Genomic DNA, 16,501 nt, shown 5'->3' on the forward strand with positions numbered 1-16,501 from the left:
CCGCAGAGCGCGCACGCCTAAATACTATATTAGCGCGCTCTAGCGAGCATGCGCTTGCCTTTGGTAACGATGCCGACGACATGCGCGCACCGGGTCGCCATATAGACCCACGGGTAATGATAGGCGACCTTTCATCAAACCCTGCAGCCTATGGCGCCGACCGTATGGCGCTAATTAATACGTTATTTACTGAGCTAAAAGATAAAGCCACAGTAAAAGGTGAGTCTTACCAACAACTGGTTACCTCAGCTAATAGTTTATTTGGCCAATACCGCTCGCAAGCGGGCATTGTTTCTCGCCAAATAGGTGGCGTATATGTTGAACGTGCCGTTGTGGGCGACCAGCATGCTGATAAACCCTTTACCCCCGTACCGCTTGAGCGCCAAACACAAGCAATGAACATACTTGCTAAATATGTATTTGCGCCAGATGTACTCACTAGCATGCAACCACTGTATAACTATTTACAGCAACAGCGTCGCGGCTTTAGCCATTATGGTAAAAATGAAGACCCTAAAGCGCACAAAATGATTTTAGGCATGCAAAAAACAGTACTTGCGCAATTGCTGCACCCTGCTGTTATGCTGCGTATTTCAGACACCGCGTTGTACGGGAACGAATATAGCCTAACGCAATTTATGGACGACCTAACTGCCAGTATTTTTGTTGATAGCAAAGAGAGCACGTCTATTAGCCGCAATCTACAAATTGAGTATGTAAATCAGCTTATTGCTATTGCAGGCCTAGGCAAAGCCAGTAAACACGACAATTTGGCAAAAACTGCCGCGCTCTATCAGCTAACGCAAATAGCTGATACAAGCGTAGGATGGGGAGCCGATACAACAACTAAAGCGCATAAAAAGTATATTGATCACTTAATTGCTAAAGCGTTAGAAGCTTAATTAACTAAATCAAACAGGCCACGTAATACGTGGCCTGTTAATTTATAAATAAATTGTGCCTTTTAAATACCGCACAGCGTTACCGGTTAAGGTCACTGTATTTTCGCCTACTTCGCATTGTATAAAACCACCACGGCTTGAAGCCTGATACGCGTTTAATTTATTTTTACCTAATTGCTGTGCCCAGTAAGGGGCAAGGCCGGTGTGAATAGAGCCCGTAACAAAATCTTCTTCGCCGCCACTTGCTGGCCAAAAATAACGAGACACAATATCGTACTCAGCAGAACTCGCTGTCGCGACCACATCTAGTGGATATAAGGTTTTTAACAAATCAGACTCAGTGGTTAAATCATGAATTTGTTGAGCATTTTCGTATATAGCAAAATATGCTTGGCGGTTTTTAAGCAACTTAATAGGTTGTATAGACAACCCTTTCAATAGCGCATCGGGTACCGCTTGTACTTCATCTGGCGCTTGTTTAGGAAAGGTCATAGCAAAACTGCCATCGCTATTTTTATTAACAATAAGCTCCCCTACAGCCGCGGCGTTAAAGCGCACTTGGCTAAGGTTGTGCTGCTCGCACAAAACATACGCAGCAGCGAGCGTAGCGTGGCCGCAAAAATCTATTTCCATTAATGGCGAAAACCATCGTATTGCAAAACTGCCATCTGCCAAAGGGCACGTAAACGCAGTTTCAGAAACATTATTTTCAGCGCCAATATTAAGCATTAACTCATCACTAAGCCACGACTCAAGCGGGATCACAGCCGCGTAATTGCCTTTAAATAACTCGCTGGTAAACGCATCAATTTGATGGATGGTGAGTTGCATAGGTTCCCCCCTAAATTAATTAGAGTTTAAACCTGCCACATAGCCATTAAATAATCACTATTAATTTTATAGTTAAGCCATTGCGGGGCGCATTTTATAATATTGCATACATGCAAATTGCACGGCATTTGTAAGTAGTAGCATAACAAACATTAAAATATGCGAGGTGCTGGGCATAGCACTGCTTAGCTCTACAAATAAGCCACAGGTACCTGCTACAAACTGTAAGCTAAAGTAGCGGGCGCTTAAATTGCTAATATTGCCACTGCGTAAGGTTTTATACGTTTGCGGCATAACCCGCACTGAGCTCATTACCAGCCCTACGTATGTAAGGGCGTTGAGCACCGATGATGTTTCTAGGCTTTTATTTAACAGCAATAAAAAAGGTAATAACGAAAAGCCAAGCATAGCCACAAGCTGTATACGTTCAGCTTTTGCGGCGTTATAGCGTGCAAAGTAATATAAAATTAAACCACTTAGCGCTCCAGTTACAAAAAATGGTAAAGCAATAAAGTAGCGTTCAAAATAAATATTGTAGGTAATAAAGTAGAGGCTTTGCGCTAAACCAAAGGTCATCATTAATAGTGATAACCCCGACACACTGCGATTCTTTCTAATTTTGCTCAATAGCGGTAAAAAGCTAAAAACTAAAATAAAAGCCGACAAAATAGGTAGATAGTGCGCCAAAACAACCTCGCTCGTTACTTAAATGTTAATATAAAACCTGCCTGAAACAATAAATAAACATATGTTTTTAAAAGGGTTTTAAAGTGAGCGCGCATTGTAATGATGAATACATTTTACTCAACAAATTAGCGTAAACCTATATTAGGCACTGGCAAGATAGCTGTACAAAAAGCGTTACTTTAAGTGAACACCAGAGCCTCTTTGCATTTAAAAGTTACCAACCTTACACCACAGCTTAAACACATTTTACTCTAGAGATCGGCTCGCTCTAAAACAATTATTGTGCATTCATCGCACAACTATGAAATAGAACTGATAATTGTTATCATACGCAGGTCCGTGGCAATTACACAAAAAATAAACTATGAGAAAAACACTTTTTAAAATTCACAGCTGGGTAGCCCTTATAGCGCTTATTCCGCTGCTTGTTATCAGTATAACTGGTAGCGTTTTGGTATTTAAAAGCGAGATTGACGGCTTACTAATGCCAGACAATCACTTTGTTGTACAACAACAAGCCAACCGCTTACCTATTGATACACTTATAACAAAAACTCAAAAAACCTACCCTGAGTATGTCGTAGGTAGCTGGGAAATATTTAACGATAATACTGCTGATCGGGTTTATTTAATTAAACGCGGTACAGAGGACTGGTATAAATTTCATTTAGATCAATACACGGGCAATATTTTATCGGAGCCAGTAGGTACTAGCCATTACTTTACCGACTGGTTTTTAGACTTACATTACACCTTTTTACTTAACGATTTAAAAAGCTTACCAGGGCAAACTGGCACTGTTTTAGGGTTCTTTTTTGCGGTGTTTTTTTTAGTACTGGGTATTACGGGTCTTATTATTTATCGTAAGTTTTGGCAGCGTTTATTTAGCGTACGCTGGCGTGCAACTCTGCAAATAGTGCTTAGCGACATTCATAAAATGACCGGCGTAATTGGCTCGCCAATTATTATAATTTTAGCCATCACCGGCGGCTACTTTAACGGCGCGGTGTGGTATCACGAAGTAATTGAACACGCAGAAGAAGAGCACTTTGTATTAACTAAAGATTTATACAATGAAGAGATTTCTTTTCAGCACGTACTTGATGACAGCCAAAAGCAAATACCCACCTTTAATGGTACGTTTTTAGTAATGCCGCTTGAGCCAGACGAAAACATAACGTTATTTGGTGAGGTTGATACCAGCAACCCGCTTGCCAGTGAATATGCCAATACCGTGACTTACAATAAGCTAACGGGCGAGCATATGGCTAACTGGGACATTCGCGAAGTGGGTGTAGGTTGGCAAGTAATTGATAGCTTTAGAAAACTACACTTTGGTTATTTTGCAGGGCTCATTAGTAAAATAATTTGGTGTGTTATTGGTTTAAGCCCAGTTTGGCTTGGCGGTACTGGCTTTTATTTATGGTTTACTCGCCGTAAGCGTAAAAAACAGTCTCAAAAAAACCGCTTAAGTAAACACCGCACTGTAAGTGCTTGATTAAAAAATCACCTCACTGTAATGTTAAAAATCACAGTGAGGTGATATATGAAATATTTAGTTTTTACACTTAGTTTATTGCTAACTGCTTGCAGTAGCACCCCGCCCGAAGCGCCAATTAAAAAAGTACAACTTACCCATATAATAAATCACTCGCTTTTCGAGCAGGTTAAAACACCTAGCGAGCACAGTATTTTTGAGCTGTCGGAGCCTGAAAAAAGCGCGTTTTTAACCTACGCACACTCGCGTTTAAACAATGTACGCGCTGATGAAATTATTTTTAATTACCTGCAAAACCAGCTCACCAACTTTAAGTATGACGGCGCCACCCTCACAGCCCAACAAGCGATTGAACGCTCAGAAGGTAACTGCATTAGTTTAGCCATACTTACGCAAAGCTATGCGCAGCTTTTAAATCTCGAAACCAGCTTTCAAGAAATGACGAGCGAACCTGTGTATGCCAAAGAAGGCAATGTAATTTATGTTGCTAACCACTTTAGAACGAAAATTTACGCCCCAAAAAAAGAAACAGATGAAGATATTATTGTAATAATTCGCGCAGGCACGTTAATTGATTACTTCCCCACCCGCGGCAGCTTTTATTCAGGCAGCGCTACGTATAACGATTTACTCTCTAATTTTTATAGCAACTTAGCGGCCACGGCACTAGCCGAAAACAACCTTAATAAGGCTTACTCTTTAATTATGCAAGCCAACCGCTTTACGCCAAACGATGCAGAGCTGTTTAATATAACCGGCGTGCTGCACCGCCGTGCAGGCGATTTAAAAAGCGCTCACATGATTTACCAAACCGCGCTTGATAGAAACGATATAAGTATAAATTTAATTAATAACTATCGAATATTAGCAAAAGAGCTGGGAGATAAAACACTAGAAAAACGCCTAACAAGCCAGCTTGTTGATAAAGAAAAAGATCCCTACGAGCTACTCGTTATTGCTAAAAATAACTTACATCAGGGCAAGGTCACTCAAGCTAAAAAACAACTCGAACTCGCCATTGCAAAAGCCCCTTATATATCGGAGCTCTATTTAGAGCTGGCTAAAATTCGCTACCAACAAGGTAATACAGCGCAAACACAAAGCTTGCTTGAAAAAGCCATCCAGTATGAGCGCAATAAAGAAAGGCTAAACGTATATCAAGCTAAGCTTGCGTCGCTAAACAAGCACAATTAACCACCTTTATTTTAAATTAGTTTAAACGCGGCTTTTGCTAATGCACTTATTACACAAGTGCATTAGCGTGTTATAGCAATTTACTTAAAGCGAGTAGTAAAAGCTAAACCAGCCGCGCATTTCATCCTCAAAGCTATCGCCCTCAACGCGCGATAATCCCATATTAAAGGTTAAATCGTTCACACCGACGGGGCCTAATCCAAAGCTAAAATTGCCTTGATATTTTAAACCATAACTTTGTGCGTATACCGCATCATCTACCTGATGCTGTTTGTAATAAAGCCACGGCATGCCTTCTTTAAAGCTAAAACCACCGCCATAACCCATGTAGCGCTCAGCAGTTGTGCTATAAAATGGCAGCTCTGATGAAAGCACAAACTCACTATTTTGATGCTCGCTAATTAGGTTTGAGCTAAATCCGCCTAGCGCTAAGCTGCTATCTTCGCGCTGCTTTTGAGTAAAATTAATATAAAGCGGCACATCAAACGCTTTACCAAATACTTTGGCCGCTAAATCATAGCCATCCCAATTATTGTTTTTACTGCTGCCATCGTAATACTGGGCATTAACACTTTGCCCTATAGCAAATGCTTGGCGGTCGTACTGCCAGCTTTGTGTAATGCCTATGCGTGCCCATTTATTATAGTCTTGCTTATAATCGGTATAGTTATAAGCCAGCTCTGGCGTTATGCTAAACGCCGCGTATTTAATCGGGTAACTTAAGGCTGCAAAACCACCTCGTGCAGATACTTCTGCATTTTCGCTCGCTTGGTACTGCTTTGCGGTATTTAAATCATAATCAAATACACTCAATTTAAGCTTAACTGGCAGTGCATTGTATTTTGCTTGGGCGTACCCACCATGCAAAGCATCATCATTTAGATCAACACTATAGCCCGCTTGAAGGTCTAACTGTTTAAGTAAGTCACTACTTTTAATATTTATATTTAAAGCACTTGAAGCGGCCGAGTAATACTGTGCGCCTAGCGCTAGGCTCGCATGCTGCTCAAGCACATCGTAGCTGCTTTGTTTACCTACATTTTCGCTATATATTTTTGCTTTAGGCAAAGTGTATTGATCAACCAAAAGCAATGGCGCGCTATTATCAAGTGCTAAATCAGTGACTATTTCACCCTCTTGCGTACTCGGTAGTTGCTTTACATTAGGCCCATCAGCAGTAATAGATAAATAAAGTAATGCCCCTTCGTTTGTTTCTAGCGGGTGGGCAACGGCTTCTTGGCCCTGAGTAAGTTTAGTTAATGTGCTACTTGTAATATGGTAGCTATAAATATCAGTTGAGCCTTTTAAGCCGGCTACAAAGTAAATTTTTTCTCCGTTTTTACTAAAGCTGGGTTGGCTTAGGTATTGATACCCGTTTGGCATAGGCACGGCTTGGCGAGTATTATTGGCAATATCTTGTATATACAACTGCCAATTCTCATTTAAATTGGCTGATACATAAGCTAATTGGGTTTCATCAGGGCTAAAAGTTGGGTAGTCGTAAGCTGTTTTTAAGCTTTTAGTAAATAAAGGGGTAATGGTTTGCGTTGCTAAGTCTACTTTTACTAATTCTGAGTAGCCACCACGTACTTGCTCGGCGTAAAGGGTTTCTCCATTATTTGTAACACTAAAGCGGCGTAAGCCAGCAAGTTTAGTTAATTGCTCAACTTTTCCGGTTTCGGTGTTATAACTAAAAATATCAGACACTTTGTTATAAATACCCGTCTCTTCACGTGTATAAGCATTAAAGTAAAGTGTGCTGTTATTTACCCATTGTGGATTTGCAATTCCCGCTCTGTTTATTTGATTTAATACGTGCTTTTTCTCACGTTTAAATACACTCGGAGCGTTATCGGGTATATCCAATGCATCGTTTTCTAATAGCGCTTTTTGTGCTTTTGTAAATTCATCTTCAGCTTTAGTATTATCCTGCGTGCTATAAATAATAAGCTTGGTTTTTTTATCTTTATCACGCTCAACAATCGCAAGTTTACTGCCATCTTTTGAAAGCGCAGGGTTGCTTGCATATAAGTTAAGCTTTAACCACAGCTCGCTGTTAAGCGCAGGCTCTGACTGCTCTTTTGCCATCGCTTTATAGGTATATTGTGCAATAAAGCGGCCATATAACTTAGCCGCACTTTGGCCAAATATCCCAGTAAAGGCCTCGTTAAAATCACGCTTTTTAACTGCCTGCATACGTGTCCAAACAGCATCGAGCATTTGCGCTGAATAAGTTTGCTCTAGCCAATTTAAAAACCGGCTGCCCATTAAATACGCCATAGAGCCAGCCATAAAACCGCCCTCTGTATCGCTTAGCTGGCTATAGCTAGGCAATGCCCCCTGCTGGGCAAACTCAATGAGCATTGACTCAGTGTAGTTATCAAATAGTCGCCCTCGGCCCGTCATTTTTGACTCAAGTAAGGTTGCATAACCTTCGGCTACCCAGCGCGGCATATCACTGTAAGTTAAGTCGTAAATATCCCACACACCCCGTATTTTTTGCTGCCACGTGTTGCGTGTTGGCTGCGCTAAATGCACTAAGTGAATATATTCGTGCAATATCAGTAATTGCTGCCAGCCACTAATATTAGAAATCACCGTGTCTGATTGCGGGGGCGTGGTAAAAAGGGCCATTAAAGGATTATTAGAAGTAGGTAAAGCAAAGCCGTTGGGCGCATTTAGGGGATCAAACACCACCACATCAACTACTTTATCGAGCGCTCGGTTTTGCTGCTCAAGCACTTTACTGCGTACTATTTCAAGTTCGACAGCTGTCGATTTAGCATAATCGGCGTTTTCGGTGCTGTAATGCACATTAAAGTGCTCGGTATGAATAGTTTGCCAATCAGCAGCTAAGGTAGGTGTGGCTAATAACAAAGAGGCAGCGATGAGTGATTTTTTCATAATAATCCTTTAAATGATTGATACCACTTAGAGTATTATTAAACCAGCCAATGTTGCAGTAAAAAAATGTAACAAAGCTTATGAAAGTGTATGTTTTATAAGCTTTAAAATTAAGCAATACCTTGTTTTACATGAAAAATCTATAACGCCGTTAACGCTTTATTTGGCAACCTAAAAAGGCTAAATATGTAAGTCGATTGGTATAATTACATCCAGTTACGCTGCGTTGACTCCGCCTGATAAAGAGTAAAATCAATTATATAATCAGCATCTTGCTGCTTTATATAAGGCATAAAGGCAAACCCTGATGCAAGTTGTATATACAGGCTTTTAAGCCCTGCGCGGCGCATAAAGTAGGTACTAATACTGCGTGCACTTTGCGCTTTATACAGTTCAAACACACGGTAATGCACACCTATCATACCTTTGCGTACCACCATGTAAAAACGGCCGTTGTCTTCATGCAAATAATAGCCATAACGCTGATAAGCAAGCGTTACTAATCCCGCTAAAATAAGTAATACTCCCAAGCTAAGCCAGGCATTAAAGTCGCCTAAATAACAACCTAACAGCACAATAGCGCTTGGAATTAAGGCATAAAAGCTCAAGTTTTTATAAAGTAAGGCCGGTTCTGCGCCGTTAAACTGCAATTTTTTGCTATTAAACCACGGGTAAATCCATTGGCAAACGCTATCTACTTGCTCGTTATTTAAAACGGGTAACACTAAGGTTTGTTTATTTTTTTTAGCAGCCACGCCCGCCGCTATACCGCCGCTACTTGCTTGTAAGCACTCAACGGTAAAACGCTTTAGTAACCGCCCCATTAGGTTTTGTTTTATAACTATAGATTGCACTTTATCCATGCTCATAGACAACTGATGACGCTCTAATAAGCCAGCAATACGTTTAAATTTTTGGCCTTTAAAGTAAAGCTCAAAGTTATAAAAACGAATAAGCGACATACCTACCGACAACATCACAGCCGTTAAAACAAGCAAAGCAATAAGCGTTATCATGGCAAAGGTTGCAGCACTTGCCAGTAAACCAAGCTCTTGCTGATAAAACCCTTCTACCTTAGCAATAATTTGCTGCTCTAAAAAATCAACCAACACATTTATAAAAGGCGCAATAGCGGCCATTGCTAATATAGCCATATTAGACATTAAGCCAAATTTAGCGATTTCTTTATTACTGATACGTAAGCTATTTTCTGCTTCAAAATGCTCGCTTGAGGGTGTTTGCTCGTCGGGTTGCTGCTGCGCTTTAAAGGCAAAAATTTGTTTACGCATTTGCTGTGCATAGGCTTTGGTAACACCTGGCAATACCGCCTCTTGGGTTACGCTGCCTGCGGCATCAAAAATACAATTAACCAAATTAACGGGCGTAAAATAAAAGGGCTCAGCAATATTAACGTTTTGCACGCGCGAAAACTTTAGCGTTAGGCGCTCTTTTTTAAACACCCCTTTGTTAAGCAAAATTTCGTGATCGTCGCTAATGCAAAACTTAAAATTTATGTAATATAAAATTGAATATATTAGCAGTGTCACTATCGCAATAGCACCTGCAACTTGCGCCCAAAACAGCTTGTTTTCTACTTGTGTTACAAACACCACAAGCATAGGCAGCAGGTTTAAAAGCCCGTCTTTTACAAAGCGCACACTAAAATACACCACAAAATACAACACCGCCCAAGGCGATACTTTTTGCCAATGTAGTGAGCTACTTTGCTCCTGGCTAATGGTATTACTCATTTGCTAATTCAACCTGCGCGGGTGTGTCGTCTTGGCGATAATTTTGTACAAATTGGCGTATGTTTTTGCACTGCTCGTGGGTTAAGCCACTTATTTGTAAATCAGCACTGACCCCGCCGGCACTAAATAACTTTAAACTGGCTAACTTTAGTTTTCGCTCAATAGGGCCTTGGTGAATTTCCATATGCTGTACACGCGCGAGGGGCAAAATAGTTATTTGCTGCCAAATAACCCCTTTTTTAAACGCAATATCGTGATTGCGCAGCGCAAAGCCCTGCAGCTTAATACTCAGGGCGTTATAAAGCATTGAAAGCAATATTAAAATAGGCACGCCTATCAGCAAGTAGGTTTGTGCTTTGTTAGCAAACGCTTCGTTAAAGTAACAAACAGCAAACAGTACCGCGCAAAAAGGAATGTAAAACGCCAGCCAATTAAGTTGCACGTGTAGTAACGCTTTATCGGCCAAGGGGTTAAGCTGTATTTCGCTATGCTTTGGTAAATCCATTACTTGCTGATTATCAAACACGATTTTAAATACCTTTCCTATTTACTGACTGTTAGCCCAGCTGATTGTAGTAACTAACGTATGGCTTTGTTTAGGCTCAAGTGTCACGTTATCTTCTAACACATTAGCGGCTTCTAAACACACCATGCTCAGGTATTCATCGTCAGCAAAATTAGATAAACGCTTAGATTTTTCTATCCATGGGTTCCACAGCACGCACGAGCTTGAGTTCTCGCGGCTTACATTAATAATCCCATCTGGGGTGTGAATGTGTTGCTGCTTAGCGGCCTGGGTATAAACCATATCGGTTTCGCGGGTAAACTTCACTGGCGCATTTTGCGCAAACGGCCCTTCGCCAAATTCAATATATTGCGCGCCTTGTAAACCTTCTACATGGGTGTGTTTTATATCTGAGGTAGGAAAATAGCTGTGCAAAGCCTGCGTATAGCTAAAAGGGCTATTACTTAAATTAGTGGTTGTTAAACGCACCTGTAATTGCTCGCTCAATACAAACTCAACCTTTAACGCCGAGTGGTGCGGCCAATACGTTGGGTTAACTAACTTCATGGGTAAGTTTAAGCTAATTGTAATGTGCTCATCATCTTCATGCACAGCATCAGCTTGCCATAAACTGGTACGTGCAAAGCCATGCGCTGGCCAATCTTGGTTTTCATGGTTACCAAACCAAGGCCAACAAATAGGAATACCACCGCGAATGCTCACCCCTTCTTGAAACGTCTCATTTTTAGAGACCCAAATAAGTGGCTTGTTATTTTTTGGAATGAACTCGGTAATTTGCCCGCCTTGCAAAAATATTTTTGCATCACACTTCGAGCTCGCAACTTTTATAAACTCTAGGCCGGTTTCGCTTTGTTCAATGCTAACTGATGGCGATAATTTCATGTTTTTCCCTACAATGCTGATATTAAAGATTTTTAACATGTGCATACAAACAATAATGCATGTGCAAAGTATACGCTATACTTGCTAGGGCGTGTTGACCTTTGTGGATTGAAATTTGTTCATTGGCGATTAATACATACACAGCTAACTTACAAACAATTACCAATTAATAACAGCTGTTATAAATAACATTAATGCATATAAATAATGGCCATGCTTTAGGGCAGTAAAACCGCGGCTAAGCTTAGGCAAACGCATGTTAAATTTATTAAGGTATTAATGCAGGTGGGTATAATACTAAAGTCTAAACCATAAGACTTGCCAATTATTCACAACATACGTAGTGTGCGCACCACAATGCAAACAATATGCTAATAACATTTAATAAGTTTTAAACAAAATTATACTATTTTAGTTTCTGCTCAAACTAATAAAAACCAATAAACATGGGCTCAAGCTTAATTTATTATTTGAATTCAATTTATTTGATGTGTAACATTTCGCGATTACGGCACACCTTTGGCCCATCGACGAGATAAGCAAATGCAAAAATATGACGAATTATTAGTTTCTTTACGTAAAGTAATCCGCGCGATTGACTTACATTCTAAGCAGCTAAATAAAACATCAGGTTTAACAGGCCCACAATTGCTTATAATGCAAGAAGTAGCGCACACCGATGGAATAACAGCAAGCCGTATCGCTCAGAATGTTAACTTAAGCCCGGCTACTGTAACTAATATTCTTGATAGAATAGAAAGCAGAAACCTTGTAACACGCGTTCGTAGTCAAATGGATAAACGCCGAGTGAGCTTATACCTCACCGAGCAAGGGAAAGAGTTACTAGAAAAAGCACCTCAGCCACTGCAAGAACACTTTATTGAAAAGTTTTCTGCACTTGCAGAGTGGGAGCAAAGTTTATTGCTTTCATCTATGCAACGCGTTGCAGCAATGATGGATGCTGATAAGTTAGACGCATCACCTCTGTTAGAGGTAGGCGCGTTAACTCAAACACCAAATAAATAAAAAAAATAAAAAATAAATTTAAATTAGTTCTTACATCATTCGTAAGGGGCTTTTGGGCACCTTGAATTTTTTTATTTTTTAATCAAAACCTGAGCATCAACAATGACTAAACTCTCAAAATTAACGCTAGCACTAATGCTTGGCGGTGCAGCAAGCACAGCTAATGCAGCCGATCTCGACACACTGCAAAGCCAATTAAAGCAGCTTAAGCAACAAATGCAGTTGCTTGAACAGCAGCTTGCTGATGAAAAATCAAAGCAAAGCCAAATCAACAAGCAACACGAACAACAAGTTGCCGAGATCAGTAAAAAGGCCGACAACAAAGAAGTTGTTGCCGCCGCTGCGCCTGAACAAGAAGATGAAGGCATTAAAATTGGCGGTGCCGTACGTTTTAACTACAGCACAAACACCTACGATGAAGACACGCAAGACCGTGGCGGCGATTTAGACTTTGAAGTATTTCGCCTTAACTTATCGGGTGAAATTAGCGATATTTCTGTAAATGGTGATTTTCGTTTTTACGATTACATGACCATTGTTAAGTATGCATACTTAGGTTACGAATTTACAGATGGCTGGGAAGCGCAAGCCGGTATTGCACCTGTACCGTTTGGTAACGGCCCATACAACTCACACAGCTACTTTTTTAGCACCAACTACTACGTTGGCCTAGAAGATGACTTTGATTTAGGTGTAACAGTAAACCGTAAACTTAAAGACAACTGGAAACTAGACCTCGGCTTTTTCAAAAATGATGAAGTAGGCGGCGTTGATGGCAGCTCAGAAGTTAACGAACGTTACTCTTACGATATTGTTGGTAGCCGTGCAACAACCGAAGGCACCTACGACGCACCAGGTTCACGCCTTGGTGAGTACAACACTTTTGCTGGTCGTACAGTGTATCAAATTGAGCACAGTGAAAACGCTAAAACCGATATTGGCGTATCACTACTAAGCGGTGGTTTGCACGACGGTAACGACCGTGCAGGTAACTACGGCGCATGGGCGTTTCATGTAAATAGCCAAATTAACAACTGGAATATTCAATTTCAGCACGGCGAGTACGACTACGACCTAGACGACAACAGCAACCGCTTTGTAGTTGGCGCGTTTGATTACTACGATACCGTATCAAGCGAAGCAACCATGACCAACTTTAACGTAGCTTACGACCTATCGCTTGGTTGGGGCCCAGTAACAGGCGTTCAATTTTACAACGATTACGGCATTATTTACGACAAGTCTGACGACAGCCCAGATACGTGGATGAATGTAACAGGCATGAGCGTATCGGCCGGTGCATTATTTACTTACTTTGACTTTATTCAAGCACGTAACCAGCCATTTATTGGTGGCTCTGTTGCAGGTGATGGCGACACAGAACGTCGCTTTAACATCAACGTAGGTTACTACTTCTAAATAAGTAAAACATATTTAGTATTTTAAAAGGGCAAACTTAGTTTGCCCTTTTTTGCGTTTATAGGGTTCGATTTTATAACTATTTGGCCTACAATCCTAACTAACAGCCATTACTTAAAAGAGCCTAAGTGAATATAAAAGTAGTATTTATTTGTTATAAAAACTTATGGCTTAAAGCACTTGGGTTATTGTTAGTGGCTCTTGGCATTATTGGTATTGTGCTGCCGGTTATGCCCACCACCATTTTTTTTATTCTTGCGCTTACCTGCTTTACTCGCTCATCACCAGCGCTTGAACACTGGCTACTTAACCACCCTCGTTACGGCGTTACCTTACAGCAATGGCAAGCGCATAAAGTAGTGCCTGTAAAAGCAAAATGCTACGCCGCGATTGGTATGCTTATTGGTTTTGCATTTTTGCTTTACTCAAACGCCCCTGTTTGGGTTATTTACCTTGTGGGCGTAATTGAAATAGCCGTTATGATTTACCTAATTTTAAGGCCCTCGCACCCACCAAGTGCTAAATAACCGCCCTTTTTTGCATGCACACACCGTTTAGGCAAAAATTTAATGTAAAGTTAAGTAAGTAAATTTGTAATAGTTAATGCAAATGATTATCATGTTCTAAATTTAATTTAATTACTGTTTTTATGGCGTTTATTAATAAGCGGGCTTTGTACAGCACAAGCCGTGCGCTCCATATTTATATTTCTACAGCTTTGTTTTTTTTGCTTATTTTATTTTGCGTTAGCGGCATTGTACTTAACCATATTGATTGGCTTAAAAACGACAAAAACAACGGCCAAGTAAGTACCGCTATTCCTCAAGCGTTAATGGCTAAAGCAAATACTCAACTAGATACATTACCCACCCTCTACCCAGACATAGAAGCGTTTTTTGCCGAGCAATACGCGCTCACTAAAGTTAAAAGCATTGAGTGGGAAAAAGAAGACGCGCTGGTTATGCTCGACTACCCACTACCGGCAGGTTTTGCTTACGCAGAGCTTGATTTTACAACCGGTGAGCTAAACCTAGATTACCAAACCGGTGGCTTTTTAAGCCTGATTGGCGATTTACACAAAGGCCGCCACAGTGGCGCCGTGTGGAGCTGGGTTATTGATATTTCAGCGGTATTGATGATTATTTTTTCAATCACCGGGATGATTATTTTATTTCAAAACAGAAAAAAACGCTTAGCAGGAATATGGATAACCGTTTTAGGCATAGCAACGCCTTTGGTTATTTATTTATGTTGGGTGCCACAAATTAAAGGAGTGTCTTAATGTTAAAAGTAAGTACGGTACTAAGTGCAGCACTATTAATGGTTGCCGCATTATTTCAAACAACTGCGCAGGCACAAACGCCACAGCTAGAGATTGAATTAACCCTACCCGATCTTGATGTACAACCTTACCACCGCCCATACGTAGCTGTTTGGCTAGAAACGCCAAAGCGTAAACACGTAACTACGCTTGCGCTATGGGTTCAAAAAGCAGAATGGTTTAAAGATTTGCGCCAATGGTGGCGTAAAGCGGGTAAAACCGACATTAACTTTGACGGCATAAGTGGTGCAACTAAGCGTGCAGGTACTTACACCATTAACTGGCAAGGTAAAGATTTAGACGGCAATGCCGTAAAGCCTGGCAAATACCTTTTAAACATTGAGGTTGTGCGCGAAGAAGGCGGCCGTGATTACAGCCGCGTAGAGCTTGATTTATCGCAAGCTGGCAAAGTGACCATTGAAGGTAAAAAAGAATTTTCGACAAGTTTTGTAACCGTAAGCACTAAGTAGCTGCTACTTAATCATTTGAATTTAAGGAAATACAATGAAAATTAATTTATTAAAAACGGCTTTAATTGGCGCACTTAGCTTATCGGCGCTGGTATCTACATCGGCAAGTGCACATGGGCGCTGGTTATTACCTTCGCACACGTCATTATCTGGCGACAAAGCGCACTACGTAATGATTGACGCGAGTATTTCTAACGAAATATTTGCACCCGACAAAGCTTTTAAGCCAAAAGAAAAAGGCGCAGAGTACGACGACACACTACTTATGGCCCTTGCACCAAACGGCGAAGAAGTATCTGAGACCATTCGTGCTTATTACCTAAAGCGTAAAAGCTCAGCGGCGGTAAGCCTAAAAGAAGAAGGTACTTACCACATTGCCATGACGCAAAAGCCAATGTACATGACCTTCTACAAAAACGAAGAAGGTAAGCGCAAACGCGTATTTGGTAAAAAGTCAGAAGCTAAATTACCAAGCAATGCAAAAGATGTAACCACAACTAAAGTTATATCTACAGTAGATACATTTGTAAGCCGTAACGGTACTTCTAAGCCTGCACAACTTGGCTTAGGCCTTGAGCTTAGCGGCCCAACGCATCCAAACGATTTATTTGTTGGCGAGCAAGCGCGTTTTCAGTTACTACAAGATGGCAAGCCAGCGGGCGAAGGCATTGAAGTAAGCATTTTAAAAGGCGATACACGCTACCGTAACGAACGTGGCGAAATAAAAGTAATAACCGATAAAAACGGCATGTTTAGCACAACCTGGAAAGAGCCAGGCCTATACCTAATCGAAACCTCTAACAAAGTTAAAGTAAACGAAGAAGGCGTAGATGCCGGTCGTTATGCTTTATTCACAACGTTAGAAGTAGCGCCTGAATAATTTTTTTCACGCAATTTACACAATAAATTAAGGCCAAGTTTTCAGGGCGTGTTGAACTTTGATGGTTGAATTTGCACCAGTATGTTTGGTTTTTAGGCAAGGCAGAGCCTATGAAGTGTGGTTATTCCCCATAAATAGGCGATAACGCAGCATAAATGCCAAACATGTGCTGCCCTTCGGGTTCTACCTAGGGGCGATAAACTCTTTGTT

Annotated in this window: 15 protein-coding genes; 9 read left to right on the forward strand and 6 right to left on the reverse strand. The window is 40.8% G+C overall.

Annotation, left to right across the window (positions count from 1 at the left end; translation table 11 throughout):
- Positions 1-902: zinc-dependent metalloprotease (locus B2R65_RS06110; RefSeq protein WP_286741673.1), on the forward strand; the 902-nt coding region annotated here is incomplete at its 5' end.
- Between the two features lie 42 nt (positions 903-944).
- Here the strand turns inward: B2R65_RS06110 and B2R65_RS06115 are convergent.
- Positions 945-1,733 (reverse strand): PhzF family phenazine biosynthesis protein, encoded by a 789-nt coding sequence (locus tag B2R65_RS06115; RefSeq protein WP_029773077.1) that lies wholly within the window; start codon positions 1,731-1,733, stop codon positions 945-947.
- 72 nt (positions 1,734-1,805) lie between these two features.
- The gene (locus B2R65_RS06120) at positions 1,806-2,420 is read right to left on the reverse strand and encodes a PQ-loop domain-containing transporter (protein ID WP_029773076.1); all 615 of its coding nucleotides are present in this window, start codon (positions 2,418-2,420) and stop codon (positions 1,806-1,808) included.
- Between the two features lie 364 nt (positions 2,421-2,784).
- Here B2R65_RS06120 and B2R65_RS06125 point away from each other — a divergent pair, with 364 nt between their 5' ends.
- Both B2R65_RS06125 and B2R65_RS06130 read left to right on the forward strand, forming a co-directional pair.
- Entirely contained in the window at positions 2,785-3,918 is a 1,134-nt protein-coding gene (locus tag B2R65_RS06125) for a PepSY-associated TM helix domain-containing protein (protein ID WP_029773075.1), read from the forward strand.
- Between the two features lie 48 nt (positions 3,919-3,966).
- Entirely contained in the window at positions 3,967-5,112 is a 1,146-nt protein-coding gene (locus B2R65_RS06130; RefSeq protein WP_286741675.1) for a tetratricopeptide repeat protein, read from the forward strand.
- 84 nt (positions 5,113-5,196) lie between these two features.
- Here B2R65_RS06130 and B2R65_RS06135 read toward each other — a convergent pair whose 3' ends face one another.
- The 4 genes from B2R65_RS06135 to B2R65_RS06150 form a co-directional block, all read right to left on the reverse strand.
- Entirely contained in the window at positions 5,197-8,016 is a 2,820-nt protein-coding gene (locus B2R65_RS06135; RefSeq protein WP_286741676.1) for a TolB family protein, read from the reverse strand.
- A 206-nt stretch (positions 8,017-8,222) separates the two neighbouring features.
- Positions 8,223-9,767, reverse strand: coding sequence for a PH domain-containing protein (locus B2R65_RS06140; protein WP_286741677.1), 1,545 nt, complete (start codon positions 9,765-9,767; stop codon positions 8,223-8,225).
- Positions 9,760-10,293, reverse strand: coding sequence for a PH domain-containing protein (locus tag B2R65_RS06145; protein WP_282337678.1), 534 nt, complete (start codon positions 10,291-10,293; stop codon positions 9,760-9,762). Before B2R65_RS06145 ends, B2R65_RS06140 begins: the two co-directional genes overlap by 8 nt.
- 21 nt (positions 10,294-10,314) lie before the next feature.
- The gene (locus B2R65_RS06150) at positions 10,315-11,175 is read right to left on the reverse strand and encodes a D-hexose-6-phosphate mutarotase (RefSeq protein WP_154945253.1); all 861 of its coding nucleotides are present in this window, start codon (positions 11,173-11,175) and stop codon (positions 10,315-10,317) included.
- A 543-nt stretch (positions 11,176-11,718) separates the two neighbouring features.
- On the opposite strand from B2R65_RS06150, the gene B2R65_RS06155 reads away from it, so the two are divergent.
- The 6 genes from B2R65_RS06155 to B2R65_RS06180 all read left to right on the forward strand — a co-directional run bounded on the left by B2R65_RS06155 (position 11,719) and on the right by B2R65_RS06180 (position 16,291).
- Entirely contained in the window at positions 11,719-12,201 is a 483-nt protein-coding gene (locus B2R65_RS06155; RefSeq protein WP_004586011.1) for a MarR family winged helix-turn-helix transcriptional regulator, read from the forward strand.
- Positions 12,202-12,303: 102 nt separating this feature from the next.
- Positions 12,304-13,620: a porin family protein gene (locus tag B2R65_RS06160; protein WP_286741678.1), complete on the forward strand. Its 1,317-nt coding sequence runs from the start codon at positions 12,304-12,306 to the stop codon at positions 13,618-13,620.
- A gap of 128 nt (positions 13,621-13,748) precedes the next feature.
- Complete coding sequence (locus tag B2R65_RS06165; protein WP_286741679.1) at positions 13,749-14,147, forward strand: YbaN family protein; 399 nt, start codon at positions 13,749-13,751, stop codon at positions 14,145-14,147.
- A 122-nt stretch (positions 14,148-14,269) separates the two neighbouring features.
- Positions 14,270-14,902: a PepSY-associated TM helix domain-containing protein gene (locus tag B2R65_RS06170; protein ID WP_248532857.1), complete on the forward strand. Its 633-nt coding sequence runs from the start codon at positions 14,270-14,272 to the stop codon at positions 14,900-14,902.
- Complete coding sequence (locus B2R65_RS06175; RefSeq protein WP_054983579.1) at positions 14,902-15,411, forward strand: DUF2271 domain-containing protein; 510 nt, start codon at positions 14,902-14,904, stop codon at positions 15,409-15,411. The genes B2R65_RS06170 and B2R65_RS06175 overlap by 1 nt, the downstream gene beginning before the upstream one ends.
- A 34-nt stretch (positions 15,412-15,445) precedes the next feature.
- Complete coding sequence (locus B2R65_RS06180; protein ID WP_286741680.1) at positions 15,446-16,291, forward strand: DUF4198 domain-containing protein; 846 nt, start codon at positions 15,446-15,448, stop codon at positions 16,289-16,291.
- Positions 16,292-16,501: the final 210 nt, after the last annotated feature.

The organism is Pseudoalteromonas sp. UBA2102 (assembly GCF_002331165.1).
GTDB classification, from domain to species: domain Bacteria; phylum Pseudomonadota; class Gammaproteobacteria; order Enterobacterales; family Alteromonadaceae; genus Pseudoalteromonas; species Pseudoalteromonas atlantica.

What these genes read in the sequence shown, in the direction of transcription:
- B2R65_RS06175 (WP_054983579.1), top strand. Translation starts at nt 14,902, where the DNA reads ATGTTAAAAGTAAGTACGGTACTAAGTGCAGCACTATTAATGGTTGCC.
- B2R65_RS06150 (WP_154945253.1), bottom strand. Translation starts at nt 11,175, where the DNA reads ATGAAATTATCGCCATCAGTTAGCATTGAACAAAGCGAAACCGGCCTA.
- B2R65_RS06160 (WP_286741678.1), top strand. Translation starts at nt 12,304, where the DNA reads ATGACTAAACTCTCAAAATTAACGCTAGCACTAATGCTTGGCGGTGCA.
- B2R65_RS06115 (WP_029773077.1), bottom strand. Translation starts at nt 1,733, where the DNA reads ATGCAACTCACCATCCATCAAATTGATGCGTTTACCAGCGAGTTATTT.
- B2R65_RS06140 (WP_286741677.1), bottom strand. Translation starts at nt 9,767, where the DNA reads ATGAGTAATACCATTAGCCAGGAGCAAAGTAGCTCACTACATTGGCAA.
- B2R65_RS06170 (WP_248532857.1), top strand. Translation starts at nt 14,270, where the DNA reads ATGGCGTTTATTAATAAGCGGGCTTTGTACAGCACAAGCCGTGCGCTC.
- B2R65_RS06130 (WP_286741675.1), top strand. Translation starts at nt 3,967, where the DNA reads ATGAAATATTTAGTTTTTACACTTAGTTTATTGCTAACTGCTTGCAGT.
- B2R65_RS06125 (WP_029773075.1), top strand. Translation starts at nt 2,785, where the DNA reads ATGAGAAAAACACTTTTTAAAATTCACAGCTGGGTAGCCCTTATAGCG.
- B2R65_RS06180 (WP_286741680.1), top strand. Translation starts at nt 15,446, where the DNA reads ATGAAAATTAATTTATTAAAAACGGCTTTAATTGGCGCACTTAGCTTA.
- B2R65_RS06135 (WP_286741676.1), bottom strand. Translation starts at nt 8,016, where the DNA reads ATGAAAAAATCACTCATCGCTGCCTCTTTGTTATTAGCCACACCTACC.
- B2R65_RS06155 (WP_004586011.1), top strand. Translation starts at nt 11,719, where the DNA reads ATGCAAAAATATGACGAATTATTAGTTTCTTTACGTAAAGTAATCCGC.